Raw genomic sequence first — 12,884 nt, forward strand, 5'->3', positions numbered from 1 at the left:
GGCGCGATGACCATCGCCGCGGCGCCCGTGCTCCTCGAGCGCGACGAGGAGCTCCGGGCGCTCGACGCCGCCCTCCGCGGGGCCGGCGAGGGAAGCGGGCAGCTCGTGGTGGTCGAGGGCCCGGCAGGCGCCGGGAAGAGCTGGCTGCTGCGGGCGGCGCGGGTGAGCGCGGCGGCGGGCGGGCTCACCGTGCTGACCGCGCGCGGCGGGGAGCTCGAGCGCGAGTTCCCCCACGCGGTCGCGCGCCAGCTGCTCGAACGCCCCCTCGTCGCCGCCGCGCCCGACGAGCGCGATGCGCTGCTCGCCGGCCCGGCCGGGGTCGCGGCCGGGCTGCTCGGACTCGGCGGCGCCCACGCCCCGCCCCAGGCCGGCGACCCCGCGTTCGCGATCCTCAACGGCCTCTACTGGCTCGTCGCGAACCTCGCCGCGCGCCGCCCGGTCGTCCTCGCCGTCGATGACGTCCACTGGGCCGACGCCGCGTCGCTGCGCTTCCTCGTGCACCTTGCGCAGAGGCTCGACGACGTCCCGATCGCGCTCCTGGTCGGGGTGCGCACCGGCGAGCCCGGCGCCGCGCCCGAGCTGCTCACCCGCCTGCTCGCCGAGCCTGCCGCGCGCCACCTCGCGCCGCGCCCGCTCACCGTCGACGCGGCCCGCACGGTGCTCGGCGACGTCCTCAACACACTTCCCGACCCCGCGTTCGCCGCCGCCTGCCACGCCGCCACGGCGGGGAACCCGTTCCTCCTGCGCCAGCTTGCCGACGCCGTCGCCCGCGACGGGCTCGCCCCCACCGCCCAGGCCACCGAGCGCATCCCGGCGCTCGGCCCGCGCACCGTCGCGCGCGCGATCCTCCTGCGCCTCGGCGGCCTCGGGCCCGCCGCGCAGGCGCTCGCCGGCGCGGCCGCGATCCTCGGCGACGGCGCCGACCCCGGCCTGGCCGCCACCGTCGCGGACCTCTCCCCCGCCGACGCGACCCACGCGGCGGACGAGCTGCGCCGCGTCGACCTCCTCCAGCCCGGCGCGGCGACGATCGACTTCGTCCACCCGATCGTCCGCCGCGCGGTCCACGACGAGCTCGGGGCCGCGGAGCGCGCCGCCGCCCACGCCCGCGCCGCCGCGGCGCTCCAGCGGGCGGGCGCGGGCGCCCGCGCGGTCGCGCCGCACCTGCTCTCCGCCCTCCCTGCCGGCGATCCCGCGGTCGTCGCCCAGCTCCGCGAGGCGGCCGCGCAGGCGCTCCAGGAGGGCGAGCCCGCGTTCGCGGTGGAAGCGCTCAAGCGCGCGCTGGCCGAGCCGCCCGCACCGGCCGAGCGCGCGGCGCTGATGGCCGAGCTGGGCGCCGCCGAGCTGCGCGCAGGCGACCACGCGTCCGCCGCCGCGCACCTCGAGCACGCGATCGGCGACGTCGCCCAGGCCACCGAGCGTGCGCGCCTGCGGCTCCAGCTCGCCCGCGCCCGCAGCGCCACGAGCGGCCCGCGCTCCGCGCTCCCCATCCTCGAGACCGCGCTGCGCGACGCCGGCGGCGACCGCGAGCTGGAGCTGCGCACCGAGGTCGAGCTGGCCTCGCTGAGCGTCCTCGGGGGCGACGCCGGCTCGGCCCGCCACGCCGCCGACCGCCTCGCCCGCCACGCCGACCTGCCCGGCGCGACCGCGGCCGAGTGCCTCGTGCTCGCCGCGCTGACCCGCCGCGCGTACCTCGCCGGCCGGCCCGCGAGCGAGGTCGCCGGCCTGGCCAAGCGCGCGCTCGCCGGCGGCCACCTGGCGGGCGAGGCGGGCAGCGAGGCGGTCGCCTACCACCACGCGGTCGCGACGCTCATCCTCGCCGACGACCACGCGGCGGCCGCGGCGGCCATCGCGGCAGCCTTCTCCGACGCCCGCGCGCGCGGCTCGTCGCTCGGGTTCGCGTTCACCGAGGTCAGCCAGGCGATGCTGAGCCACCGCACCGGCGCGGTCGCAGCGGCCGAGGCGGACGCGCGCGCGGCCCTCGACGCGCTGGACGACCACGCGGCGTTCGTCGCGCTCCCGCTCGCCAGCCTCGTCCACGCGCTGGTCGAGCGCGGGGCGCTGGAGGAGGCAGACGCGGCGTTGACCGCCCACGGCGCGCAGGGCGAGCTGCCCGACGAGCTCGTCGCCTCCCGGCTGCAGCTCGCGCGCGCGACGCTGCGCCTCGCGCAGGAGCGGACGGACGAGGCGCTCGCCGACCTCGACGCGATCGCCGACCGCGAGCGGCGCTGGGGCGTCGCCGACCCCGAGGTCGAGTGGCGCGGGTGCGCGGCGCTCGTCCACGCGCGGCGCGGCGACGACGCGGCGGCGCGGGCGCTGGCCGACGAGCAGCTGGAGGTCGCCGGGCGCTGGGCGGCGGCGTCGATCGTCGGCCAGGCGCTGACCGTGAAGGGCCTGGTGGCGCAGCGCGAGGAGGCGCCGACGCTGCTGGCCGAAGCGGTGCGGACGCTCGACCACGCGCCGGCCGGCCTCGCGTGGGCGCGGGCGCAGACCGAGCTGGGCGCGGCGCTGCGCCGTGCCGGGCGGCGGACCGACGCGCGCGAGCCGCTGCGCCTGGGGCTCGACGCGGCGCGCAAGGCGGGCGCGACCGCCCTGGCCGAGCGCGCGCACGCGGAGCTCGTGGCGGCCGGCGCGCGCCCACGACGGCTGCAGTTCAGCGGCGCCGAGGCGCTGACGGCGAGCGAGCGGCGGGTCGCCGAGATGGCGGCGGGCGGGCGCACGAACCGGCAGATCGCGCAGGACCTGTTCGTGTCGGTCAAGACCGTCGAGAACCACCTCGCCCGCGCGTACCAGAAGCTCGGCGTGCACTCGCGCGAGCTGCTCGCCGGCGCGCTCGTGCCGGCCGAGGCCTGACCGCGCCGGGCAGCGCGTTCACCCGCGCGAGGTGAGCCCGCCTCACCCCCGCGCCGCGCAGGATGCGCCGCATGGCCTCGTTCGCCTCGACCCCCGGCATGCGCGCGGAAGCGCCGGCCGGCACCGACCGCGTCGGCCGCTACTGGTGGCTGCCCGTCGTCGCCGGCGTGCTCTCGATCGTCGTCGGGTTCGCCGCGCTCCTCTACCCCGGCCCGACGCTGCTCGCGGTCGGCATCCTGTTCGGCGCCTACCTGGCGGTGTGGGGCGCGATGCTCCTCGTCCGCGCGCTCACCGACCACGCCGAGCCGACGCTGCTGCGCGTCCTGCAGGTCCTCATCGCCGTCCTCGCGCTGCTCGCCGGGCTCTTCCTGCTCGTCCGGCCCGAGGAGTCGGTCGCGACCGCGGTGCTCGCGCTGGGCTTCTGGTGGACGACCCTCGGCGTGCTGCAGATCGCCGCCGGGCTCGCCGTCCCCGAGGGCCGCTGGGCGACGCTCGCGTGGGGTGCGCTCGGCGTCGCGGCGGGCGTGATCATCCTCGCGCAGCCGGGGATCGGGCTCGTGACGCTCGTCCTCATCGTCGGCGTCTCCCTGATCCTCCAGGGCGCCCTGGAGATCGTCGCCGGGCTGACGTGGCGGAAGGTCAGCCGCGACCTGCGGGCGGCGGCATGAGGAAGCTCGCGACATCGCTCCTGCTCTGCGCCGCCTTCGTCGCAGGCTGCGGAGACTCCCCGGAGGACGAGGCGCGCGACGACGGCGAGCAGCTCGGCGCGGCCGTGCGCGACCTGCACGACGCGTCCTCCCCCGAGGCCGCCGCATCGGCGGTCACCGCGGTGCTGAGCGCCCGCGGCGACCTGCGCGAGGACGCGCGCAAGTACGTCGACGCGGAGGTCCAGACGCAGGCCGCGGCGCTGCGGGCGGCCGGCGAGCAGTTCGCCGCCGACGGCGACGTCGATCAGCTCCGTGCGCAGATCCAGGAGATCCGCACGCAGACCGACGCCCTGGGAGACAGCGACGACTCGGTGCGCAACGAGTTCTGGCGCGGCTTCCAGGAGGGCTACGACGGCTAGCGGGCGGACTCGAACTTCGGCAGCACGTAGTCCGCCCACGTGGAGAAGAACGCGTCGTGGCCGGACCCGATCTGCTGCACGAACAGCTCGTCGACGCCCGCCTTCTCGAACTCCCGCAGCGCCTCGACGTGCTCGTCGAGGTCGGGCCCGCACGGGACGGCGTCCGCGATCAGCTCCTCGGTGACCAGCTCCGCGGCCTGCTCGAAGTGGGCCGGGTTGGGGAGCACCTGGGCGAGCTCGCCGGGGATCGCCTCGTTCGGCCAGATGCGCTTGACCGTCCGCACCGCCTCGGCCTTGTCCGTGCCGAAGCAGACCTTCGTTCCCGCCTGCACCGGCCCCTCGCCGCCCTCGGAGCGGTACTGCCCGATCAGCTCGCCGTCCGGCGCCGTCGTGCAGTAGCCGTCGCCGATCCGCGCCGCGAGCGACACCGCCTTCGGGCCGAACCCGCTCACCAGGACGGGCGGCGGCTCGTCCGGCAGCGTGTAGATCCGCGCGTTCTCGACGACGTAGTGCTCGCCCGCGTGCTCGACCTGCTTGCCCGTCCACAGCTCGCGGATGACGTCGACCGCCTCCTCGAGCATGTCCAGGCGGACGTTCGCCGACGGCCACGGGTCGCCCAGGATGTGCTCGTTGAGCGCCTCGCCCGTGCCGACGCCGAGCTGGAAGCGCCCCTCCAGCAGCACCTGCGACGTCGCCGCCGCCTGCGCGATCACCGCCGGGTGGATGCGCACGGTCGGGCACGTCACGCCGGTCGTGACGGTCATCCGCTCGGTCGCCTCGGCGAGCGCGCCGATCACCGACCAGACGAACGCGCTCTGCCCCTGCGCGTCGACCCAGGGGTGGTAGTGGTCCGAGATCCACAGGTTGCTGAAGCCCGCGTCCTCGGCGGCGCGCGCCTGGCGCAGCAGCTCGCGCGGGCCGTGCTCCTCGCACGACAGGAAGTAGCCGATCTTCACCCCAGCGGCGCTACCCGACGGTCTCGAACCTGATGCCGGCCGCCTGCAGCCGGTCGATCAGGTGCGTGCCCATCGCCTGCGCCGTGGTCACCTGGCCGGCGACGTGCGGCACGTCGTCGACCGCCAGGCAGAGCGCCGCCTCGGCGAGCATCTTCGACGTCTCGCGGTAGCCGGGGTCGCCGCCCGAGACCTGCGTCACCACGCGCTGCCCGCCGCCCTCGCCGACGAACCGCGCGCGGAACCACGCCTTGTCCATCTGCTGGTCCGACGGCCCGCTGCCCTGCGGGCGCGCCTTGAGGAGGAGCTTGCGCGTCGGCGGGAGCTGCGAGAGCGCGAACACCGCGCCGATCCCCATCCCGCCCGCGACCGCGACCGGCAGGTGCTTGACCCACGCGTAGTGGCCGTACGTGAAGTCCGGGCCGTACGCCTCCGGCAGCCCGCGCGCCGACGCCGCCACGATCTGCGGGTCGATCGTCGGGAGCGGGATCGCCCAGGCGTCGATCGCGGCCTCGCGGTACGGCTTGCCGCCCTCCGCGCGGATCTTGCGCCCATCCGGAGGCGCACCCTCCGCTTGGCGGCGCTCCTTGTGCACGCCCTGCATCTGCCACGCGCGCGAGAACTGGCCGACCGCCGAGTGGAACGTCCCGCCGGACGCCAGCCCGCTCGCGCGCACGAACCCACGCACCTTCAGGGGCACGCCGTCCGGGAGCTGGCCCACGGTGTGCAGGACGCCGAGGTCGTACGGGATCGAGTCGAACCCGCACGCGTGGATGATCCGCGCGCCCGTCCGCTCCGCCTCGGCGTGGTGCTCGAGGTACATCCGGTCGCGGAACTCCGGCTCGCCGGTGAGGTCGAGGTACGCCGCGCCCGACTTCGCGCACGCGGCGACGAGCGGCGCGCCGCGCTCCAGGTACGGGCCGACGGTCGTGACGACCACCCGCGCGCACTCGGCGACGCCGCGCACCGACGCCTCGTCGCCGACGTCCGCGATGTGGAGCTCCAGCTCGGGGGCGCCGAGCTCCTCGCGCAGCGCTTCGAGCTTCCCCCGATTGCGCCCCGCCAGCGCCAGCCGCGTGCCGGCGGGCGCGTGGTCGAGCAGGTACTTGGCCGTCAGCTTGCCGGTGAACCCGGTCGCGCCGAACAGGACGATGTCGTGCGCGCGTTCTTCCCCCATGCGCGGGGATCCTTCCAGGATTCAGCAGCCGCCGACGCCACCCGGATCGAGGTCGCGCGCGCGGCCGCCGGCGTTCGTGGCGAAGTCGTAGCCGCTGCAGAAGTAGAACGAGAGCAGCGCGTCCCGGTTCAGGGTGATCTCCCTCCACTCGCCCTGGCCCTGCGGCTCCAGGTACCGGTGCGAGCGCGCCAGCAGCCGCGCGTCCGCGGTGCGGTCGCCGCGCAGGTACTTGTCGAGCCAGGCCTGCGTGTAGACGCTCGTGAGCGCCTGGCCGTAGCGCGACGCGGGCAGCACGAGCGGGAGGTCGGTGTAGTCGAGGTGCGTGGAGGCGCGCGGGACGACGAGCATCGTGTCGACGCCCTTCGCGCGCCACGCGTCGAAGCCCGTCTTCTGCTCGCGCCGGGGGTCGGGTGCGGCGAGCGGGTTCGGCAGCCCGGACGGCGCGCCGCCGAGGCCGCCGTTGGCGAAGTACGGCGCGACCATGAAGCCGTAGTCGGACTGCACGCCGAGCGCCGGGACGCGCGGCTCGACGCCCTCGATCCCGAGGTTGCCGCCCGAGCCGCCGCCGAGCTTGTCGAGCGCCACCACCGCCTTCACGCGCGGGTCGACGCCCTGCACGTACGAGACCGCGAACGCCCCGAGCGAGTGCCCGGCGATGGCGAGCCGCCGCTCGTCGAGCAGGCCGCGGAGCGGGTTCGCGTCGGAGGTGAAGAAGTCGAGCGCGTCGGTCGTGCCGTGGACGAAGTTCGCCGGCTGCTGGAACGGCACGCCGGGGCAGCCGAACTGCTCGAGCTCCTCCGGCTCGGCGAACGGGTTGCAGAACGGCAGGGCGTTGATCGGGCCTTGGTGCGGGAAGGTCTCGCTCGTCCCCTGGCCCTGGACGTCGTAGGTGAGGACCGTGTAGCCGCGCTCGGCGAGGTCCTGCGCCAGCCAGAAGTACATCCGCTCGCTGCCCTGCACGCTGCCCGTCGTGATGACGACGCCCGGCAGCCGCCCGGACGGCAGCCGGCGCCCGGTGTACGGGTCCCGCCCGCCCGGCTTGGGCGCGAAGACGTGGCCGCGGATGAGCGCGCCGTAGCGGTTCTCCCATGACACCGGGACCTCGATGCCGCGCGTGCCGTTCCACCCCGCCCGCAGCGGGTTGCCGACGTTCCACCCGGGGATGAGGTTGCCCGGCGTGATCGCCGGCCGCGTGAGGTTCGCGAGCTGGTCGGCGAGCTGCCCGAGCGACACCCGCGCGCCCTCCGTGACCAGCCCCGGCAGGTAGTCCGGGTCTGCGAGCTGCTGGCCGCTCTGACGCCCGTACGCGTCGGCGATGTTGCGCAGGTCGCGCGCGACGTACTCGGGCGAGCCGGGCGCCGGCGCGGCGGCGGCCGTGGCGGCGGGCGGAGCGAGGAGCGCGGCGGCGGCAAGCGACGCGAGGAGCGCGCGGCGGACAGGACCCATGTTCGCGCCAACGTCGGGGCCGCGGCGATCTTGCGGTACACCAGAGGTCATGGAGCATCGCAAGCTCGGAACCCAGGGCCTGATCGTCTCCGCCGAGGGCCTCGGCTGCATGGGGATGTCGGAGTTCTACGGCCAGGCCGACGAGGGCGAGGCCGTCGCCACCATCCACCGCGCGCTGGAGCTCGGCGTCGACTTCCTCGACACGGCCGACATGTACGGCCCGTTCACCAACGAGAAGCTGGTGGGCCGGGCGATCGCCGGCCGCCGCGACGAGGTGGTGCTCGCGACGAAGTTCGGCAACGTCCGTGGCGAGGACGGCGAGCGGCTCGGCATCCGCGGCGACGCCGAGTACGTCAAGCAGGCGTGCGAGGCCTCGCTGCAGCGCCTCGGCGTCGACCACATCGACCTCTACTACCAGCACCGCGTGGACTTCAACGTCCCGATCGAGGAGACCGTCGGCGCGATGGCCGAGCTGGTCGCGGAGGGCAAGGTCCGCTACCTCGGCCTCAGCGAGGCGTCGCCGCAGACGATCCGCCGCGCGCACGCCGTCCACCCGATCTCCGCGCTGCAGACCGAGTACTCGCTGTGGACGCGCGACCCCGAGGACGAGATCCTCCCCACCGTCCGCGAGCTGGGCATCGGGTTCGTCCCCTACTCGCCGCTCGGCCGCGGCTTCCTCAGCGGCCGCTTCACGTCGCCGGAGGACCTGCCCGAGGACGACTTCCGCCGCCACAACCCGCGCTTCCAGGGCGACAACTTCGCCAAGAACCTGGAGCTGGTCGAGCGCGTGAAGGAGATCGCCGACGAGAAGGGCGTCACGCCGGGCCAGCTCGCGCTCGCGTGGGTGCTCCACCAGGGCGTCGACATCGCGCCGATCCCCGGCACGAAGCGCGTGGCGTACCTGGAGGAGAACGTCGCGGCCGCCGCGATCGAGCTGTCGACCGACGACCTGCGCCGCATCGACGCCGCGGCCCCGCAGGGCGCGGCGGCGGGCGAGCGCTACCCCGACATGTCCTCCATCGACCGGTGAGCGAGACCTTCGCCGGCGAGCGGCTCGACCGCGCCGGCGAGCATCGCTCGGACCCCGCGTGGGTCGCCGCGCGCGCCGCCGACCCGGCGGCGCGCGCCGTCGTCGCGACGCGCGGCGGCGGCGTGCTCGTCGATCCCGCCGACGAGACGCGCCTGGCCCGCCTCCCGCTCCCCGGCGACGCCCCGCGGACGCTGCTGGGGATCGACGAGGCCGGCGCCGCGCTGTTCGCCGTCGACGGCGACCGGCGCGAGGACGCGACGCCGCTGCGCACCGCCGCGCCGCTGCTGCGGCCCGAGGAGGCCGCGCTCGCCGCGCACGCGTCCGCGCTGCTCAACTGGCACCGCTTCCACCCGCACTGCTCGCGCTGCGGCCACGCCACCGACGTCACCGACGCCGGGTACGTCCGGACGTGCCCGAACTGCGGCGCGCAGCACCACCCGCGCACCGACCCGGTCGTGATCATGGCCGTCGCCGACCCCGCGACGGACCGCATCCTCCTCGGCCGCCAGGCCACCTGGCCGCCGAACCGCTACAGCGCGCTGGCGGGGTTCGTCGAGCCCGGCGAGTCGCTGGAGGAGGCCGTTGCGCGCGAGGTGCGGGAGGAGACCGGCGTCGCCATCGACCCCGCGCCGCGCTACGTCGCCTCCCAGCCCTGGCCGTTCCCGACCACGCTCATGCTCGGCTTCCACGCCATCTACGCCGGCGGCGAGCCGCAGGTGCAGGACGGCGAGCTCGACGACGTGCGCTGGTTCACCCGCACCGAGCTGCGCGACGCGCTCGCGGAGACCGGGACGTACCGCCTCCCGCCGCCCGAGGCGATCGCCCATCGGCTGATCCGGGATTGGCTCACGGACGCTGACGGGTAGCCTCCGCCGCCGGATGGAAGAGAGCACTCTGACGAACCGGGTCCGGGTCGACGTGCGCTGGCGCGACCTCGACATGCTCGGCCACCTCAACCAGGCCGTCTACCACGAGTACCTCGAGGAGGGGCGTGCGGCGCTCGTCGCGCAGCTCGGGCGGCTGCTGGGCGACTTCGCGTTCGTCCTGGCGAAGGTCGAGCTGAACTACCGCCACGAGGTCCGCAAGGACCACGGGCACGTCGAGATCCTGTCGGCGGTCACCGACGTCGGCAAGTCGAGCATCACGATCGAGAACCGCATCCTCACCCCCGACGGCACCGTCGCCGCGGAGGGCACGTCGGTGCTCGTCTCGTGGGACGCCGGCGCCCGCCGCTCCCGCCCCCTGACGCCCGACCAGCGCGCCGCGCTCCTGGGAGCCGGCGCCGCCGCGTAACGAGCGCGCGCGACGCGATGCCCGCCACGTTCACCGTCGGGACGCTGAACGTCTGGGGCCGCTGGGCCGACTGGCCGGCACGCCGCGCCGCGCTCGATCGCTGCTACCCCCAGCCCGGCCCCGACGTGCTGCTCCTCCAAGAGGTGCGCCACGACGGCGACGGCGACCAGGCGGCGGAGCTGGCGGAGATCCTCGGATACCCCGAGCAGGTGACCGTCGAGGGGCACCGCAACGACGAGGGCAGCGAGGGCCTGGCGATGCTCTCCCGGTTGCCGCTCACCGGCGTCCACACCGAGGCGCTGCCGACGTCCGACCCGCCGCGCAAGGTGCTCGTCGCGTCGATCGCGTGCGCCGAGGAGTCGGTGACGATCGTCTGCGGCCACACCGTCGCGGTGCCCGAGCACGTACGGCGCGAGCAGGTCGAGGCGCTGCTCAGGCGCTCCGGCGAGCGCGTCGTCCTGGGCGCCGACCTCAACGACACGCCCGAGCACGTCGCCCCGCTGCTCACCGGCGCGGACCTGACCGACTCGCTGGACGGCGACCCGGTCGCCACGTGGCCGATGAACGAGCAGACGTTCGGCGAGGCCTGGCGCAGCACGCTCGGCCACGCGCCGCAGTTCTCGCTCGAGCGGCGCCGGCTCGACTACCTCCTCAGCCGCGGGCTGGAGGTGCTGGAGGGCGGCGTGGACGAGCTGCAGCCCGACGGCGGCCCGCACGCGTCGGACCACGCGCTCGTCTGGGCGCGCTACGGCCTGCGGTGACGCGGGGGCACGGTGACGCGTACCCGCGTTCCGCCGCCGACCCGCGACTGCACGTCCAGCTCGCCGTCCACGAGCGACGCGCGCTCCTCCATCCCGAGCAGCCCGAACCCGCGCTCGGTCGTCTCCTGGTCGAACCCCGCGCCGTCGTCGGCGACCTCCGCGACCAGCTCGTCGGTCCGCTCCACCACCGAGACCACCGCGCGCGTGGCGGCCGCGTGGCGCGTGACGTTGGTCAGCGCCTCCTGGACGATGCGGTAGACGGCCAGCTCGATCTCGGGCACGAGCCGCACCGGGTGGCGGCCCGCCTCGTACGCGAGGTCGACGCGGACGCCGACGTCCAGCCCGCTGCGCCACGACGTGTCGGCGGCCAGCGCCTCCAGGCCGGCGGCGAGGCCGAGGCGGTCGAGCGCTGCCGGCCGCAGCCGCGTGATGAGGCCGCGCAGGTTCTCCACCTGGCCGTCCACGCGCTGGATCGCCTCGTCGAGCATGTGCGCGACCTGCGCGGGATCGTCCTGCGCCCGTGCCGTCTGGAGGACGAGCTTGAGCGCGCTCAGGTCCTGCAGCGTCTCGTCGTGCAGCTCGTGCGCCCAGCGCAGCCGCTCGCGCTCTGACGCCTCGACGGCGCGGCGCAGCTCCTGGTCGCGCGGGCGGCTGGACACGGCGCAACGCTAGCCGGTAGCGTCGCGCCGTGACCAGCCCACCTGCGACCGTCGTCCTCGCCGACGACCACGCCGTGGTCCGCGAAGGGCTCCGGCTCCTGCTGGAGGGCGAGGCGGGCATGCGCGTCGTCGCGCAGGTGGCCGACGCCGACGCGGCGATCGAGTCCACGCGCGGCCTGCACCCGGACGTCGTCGTGCTCGACCTGACGATGCCCGGCCGCGACTCGCTCCAGGCGATCCCCGAGCTGCTGGACGCGTCGCCCAGCACCAGCGTCGTCGTGCTCACGATGCAGAAGGAGCCGGCGTTCGCACGCGCGGCGCTGCAGGCCGGCGCGGCGGGCTACGTGCTCAAGGACGCCGCGCACGCGGAGCTGGTCGAGGCGATCCACGCCGCCCGCGCGGGCCGCACGCACCTCGATCCGGCGATGACCGAGGCGGAGCCGCCGACCGCGCGGCCCGACGGCCTCAGCGAGCGCGAGGTGGAGGTGCTCCGCCTGCTCGCGCTCGGCTACATGAACCCGGAGATCGCCGAGCAGCTCGTGCTCAGCGTCCGGACGGTCGAGAAGCACCGCGCGAACCTCATGCAGAAGGCGCGCGCGACGTCCCGCGCGGAGCTCGTCCGCTACGCGCTCCGCCACGAGCTGCTCGACTCGCTCTAGAGCTCGACGACCACCTTGCCGACGGCCTTCCGCTCGTCGATGAGGCGGAACGCGTCGGCGCCCTGCGCGAACGGGATGCGCGCGCCGACGATCGGCTTCACGAAGCCCTTGGCGACGAGGTCGTCGAGCGCCGCCCCGATCTCGCGGTTGAGCTCGGGCTTGGCCATCGCGTACGCGCCCCAGCCGGCGCCGATGACCTCGGTGTTCTTGAGGAGCAGGCGGTTGACCTTCACCTCGGGGATCGAGCCGCCGGTGAAGCCGACGACCACGGCGCGGCCGTCCTCGCGCAGCGAGCGCAGCGAGTCGGTGAAGCGGTCCCCGCCGACCGGGTCGAGCACGAGGTCGACCCCGCCGCTCTCCAGCACCTGGTCCTTCCACGGGCCGTCGCTGCGGAACACGTCGTCCGCGCCCGCCTCGCGCGCGACGCGCTCCTTCTCGTCGCTCGACACCACCGCGACGGTCGTGGCGCCGAGGCCCTTCGCCACCTGCAGCGCGGCGGTCCCGACGCCCCCGGCCGCGCCGTGCACGAGCACGCGCTCCCCGGCCGCCAGCCGCCCGCGCAGCTTCAGCGCGAAGTAGACCGTGTGGTAGTTGAGGATGATCGAGGCGCCCTCGGCGAAGTCGAGCTGCTCGGGCAGCGCGAACGTCATGAACACCGGCGCGACTGCGACCTCCGCCAGGCCGCTCAGCGCCGTGAAGGCCATCACGCGGTCGCCGGGAGCGAACCCGCTGCCGTCAGGAGCAGAGCGCACCGTGCCCGCCACCTCCGCGCCGGGCACGAACGGCGGCTCGGCGCGGAACTGGTACAGGCCCCGCGTCTGCAGGACGTCGGGGAACGAGACGGCGGCCGCCTTGACGTCGACGACGACGCCCGCGCCCGGCGTGAGCATGTGGCTCGCCTCGGGCTCGGGGAGGTCGTCGACCAGCCGGAGCGCGTCCGGGCCGTCGAGGGAGCTGACCTGGAGCGCGCGCATGCGTGGGAGCCGGGAC

13 protein-coding genes are annotated in these 12,884 nt (G+C 75.5%); 8 read left to right on the plus strand and 5 right to left on the minus strand.

Translation table 11 applies throughout. From position 1 onward, the window contains the following. The first annotated feature begins 6 nt into the window (after positions 1-6). From AC1UE5_RS04440 to AC1UE5_RS04450, 3 genes are all read left to right on the plus strand, one after another. Positions 7-2,850, plus strand: a complete 2,844-nt coding sequence (locus AC1UE5_RS04440; protein ID WP_482920870.1) for a helix-turn-helix transcriptional regulator — start codon at positions 7-9, stop codon at positions 2,848-2,850. Positions 2,851-2,921: 71 nt separating this feature from the next. After that, positions 2,922-3,518, plus strand: a complete 597-nt coding sequence (locus AC1UE5_RS04445) for an HdeD family acid-resistance protein (protein ID WP_482920871.1) — start codon at positions 2,922-2,924, stop codon at positions 3,516-3,518. Further along, positions 3,515-3,916, plus strand: a complete 402-nt coding sequence (locus AC1UE5_RS04450; RefSeq protein WP_482920872.1) for a hypothetical protein — start codon at positions 3,515-3,517, stop codon at positions 3,914-3,916. The genes AC1UE5_RS04445 and AC1UE5_RS04450 overlap by 4 nt, the downstream gene beginning before the upstream one ends. Here AC1UE5_RS04450 and AC1UE5_RS04455 read toward each other — a convergent pair. Genes AC1UE5_RS04455 through AC1UE5_RS04465 form a run of 3 tightly spaced genes read right to left on the minus strand, consistent with a single transcriptional unit; the run spans position 3,913 to position 7,492 of the window. After that, positions 3,913-4,872 (minus strand): LLM class F420-dependent oxidoreductase, encoded by a 960-nt coding sequence (locus AC1UE5_RS04455; protein ID WP_482920873.1) that lies wholly within the window; start codon positions 4,870-4,872, stop codon positions 3,913-3,915. The genes AC1UE5_RS04450 and AC1UE5_RS04455 overlap by 4 nt on opposite strands. A 10-nt stretch (positions 4,873-4,882) precedes the next feature. Beyond that, complete coding sequence (locus AC1UE5_RS04460; protein ID WP_482920874.1) at positions 4,883-6,046, minus strand: saccharopine dehydrogenase family protein; 1,164 nt, start codon at positions 6,044-6,046, stop codon at positions 4,883-4,885. A gap of 21 nt (positions 6,047-6,067) precedes the next feature. Next, complete coding sequence (locus AC1UE5_RS04465; RefSeq protein WP_482920875.1) at positions 6,068-7,492, minus strand: alpha/beta hydrolase family protein; 1,425 nt, start codon at positions 7,490-7,492, stop codon at positions 6,068-6,070. A gap of 49 nt (positions 7,493-7,541) precedes the next feature. Between AC1UE5_RS04465 and AC1UE5_RS04470 the strand changes: the two genes are divergently transcribed. Genes AC1UE5_RS04470 through AC1UE5_RS04485 form a run of 4 tightly spaced genes read left to right on the plus strand, consistent with a single transcriptional unit; the run spans position 7,542 to position 10,576 of the window. Further along, a complete protein-coding gene (locus AC1UE5_RS04470) occupies positions 7,542-8,522 on the plus strand; it encodes an aldo/keto reductase (protein WP_482920876.1) in 981 nt (326 codons plus the stop codon). Then, on the plus strand, positions 8,519-9,388 hold the full coding sequence (nudC, locus tag AC1UE5_RS04475; protein ID WP_482920877.1) for an NAD(+) diphosphatase: 870 nt from the start codon (positions 8,519-8,521) through the stop codon (positions 9,386-9,388). The genes AC1UE5_RS04470 and nudC overlap by 4 nt, the downstream gene beginning before the upstream one ends. A gap of 13 nt (positions 9,389-9,401) precedes the next feature. Next, entirely contained in the window at positions 9,402-9,815 is a 414-nt protein-coding gene (locus AC1UE5_RS04480; RefSeq protein WP_482920878.1) for an acyl-CoA thioesterase, read from the plus strand. A 17-nt stretch (positions 9,816-9,832) separates the two neighbouring features. After that, on the plus strand, positions 9,833-10,576 hold the full coding sequence (locus tag AC1UE5_RS04485; protein WP_482920879.1) for an endonuclease/exonuclease/phosphatase family protein: 744 nt from the start codon (positions 9,833-9,835) through the stop codon (positions 10,574-10,576). Here the strand turns inward: AC1UE5_RS04485 and AC1UE5_RS04490 are convergent. Further along, a complete protein-coding gene (locus AC1UE5_RS04490) occupies positions 10,561-11,235 on the minus strand; it encodes a sensor histidine kinase (protein ID WP_482920880.1) in 675 nt (224 codons plus the stop codon). The two genes, AC1UE5_RS04485 and AC1UE5_RS04490, sit on opposite strands and share 16 nt — an antisense overlap. Positions 11,236-11,264: 29 nt before the next feature. Here AC1UE5_RS04490 and AC1UE5_RS04495 point away from each other — a divergent pair, with 29 nt between their 5' ends. Beyond that, positions 11,265-11,894 carry a response regulator gene (locus AC1UE5_RS04495; protein WP_482920881.1) on the plus strand — a complete coding sequence of 210 codons (630 nt, stop codon included), beginning with the start codon at positions 11,265-11,267 and terminating at the stop codon, positions 11,892-11,894. On the opposite strand, the gene AC1UE5_RS04500 is transcribed toward AC1UE5_RS04495, so the two are convergent. Then, positions 11,891-12,868 carry an NADPH:quinone oxidoreductase family protein gene (locus tag AC1UE5_RS04500; RefSeq protein ID WP_482920882.1) on the minus strand — a complete coding sequence of 326 codons (978 nt, stop codon included), beginning with the start codon at positions 12,866-12,868 and terminating at the stop codon, positions 11,891-11,893. The genes AC1UE5_RS04495 and AC1UE5_RS04500 overlap by 4 nt on opposite strands. Between the last annotated feature and the right edge of the window lie 16 nt (positions 12,869-12,884).

It is taken from the genome of Parviterribacter multiflagellatus (assembly GCF_056863265.1).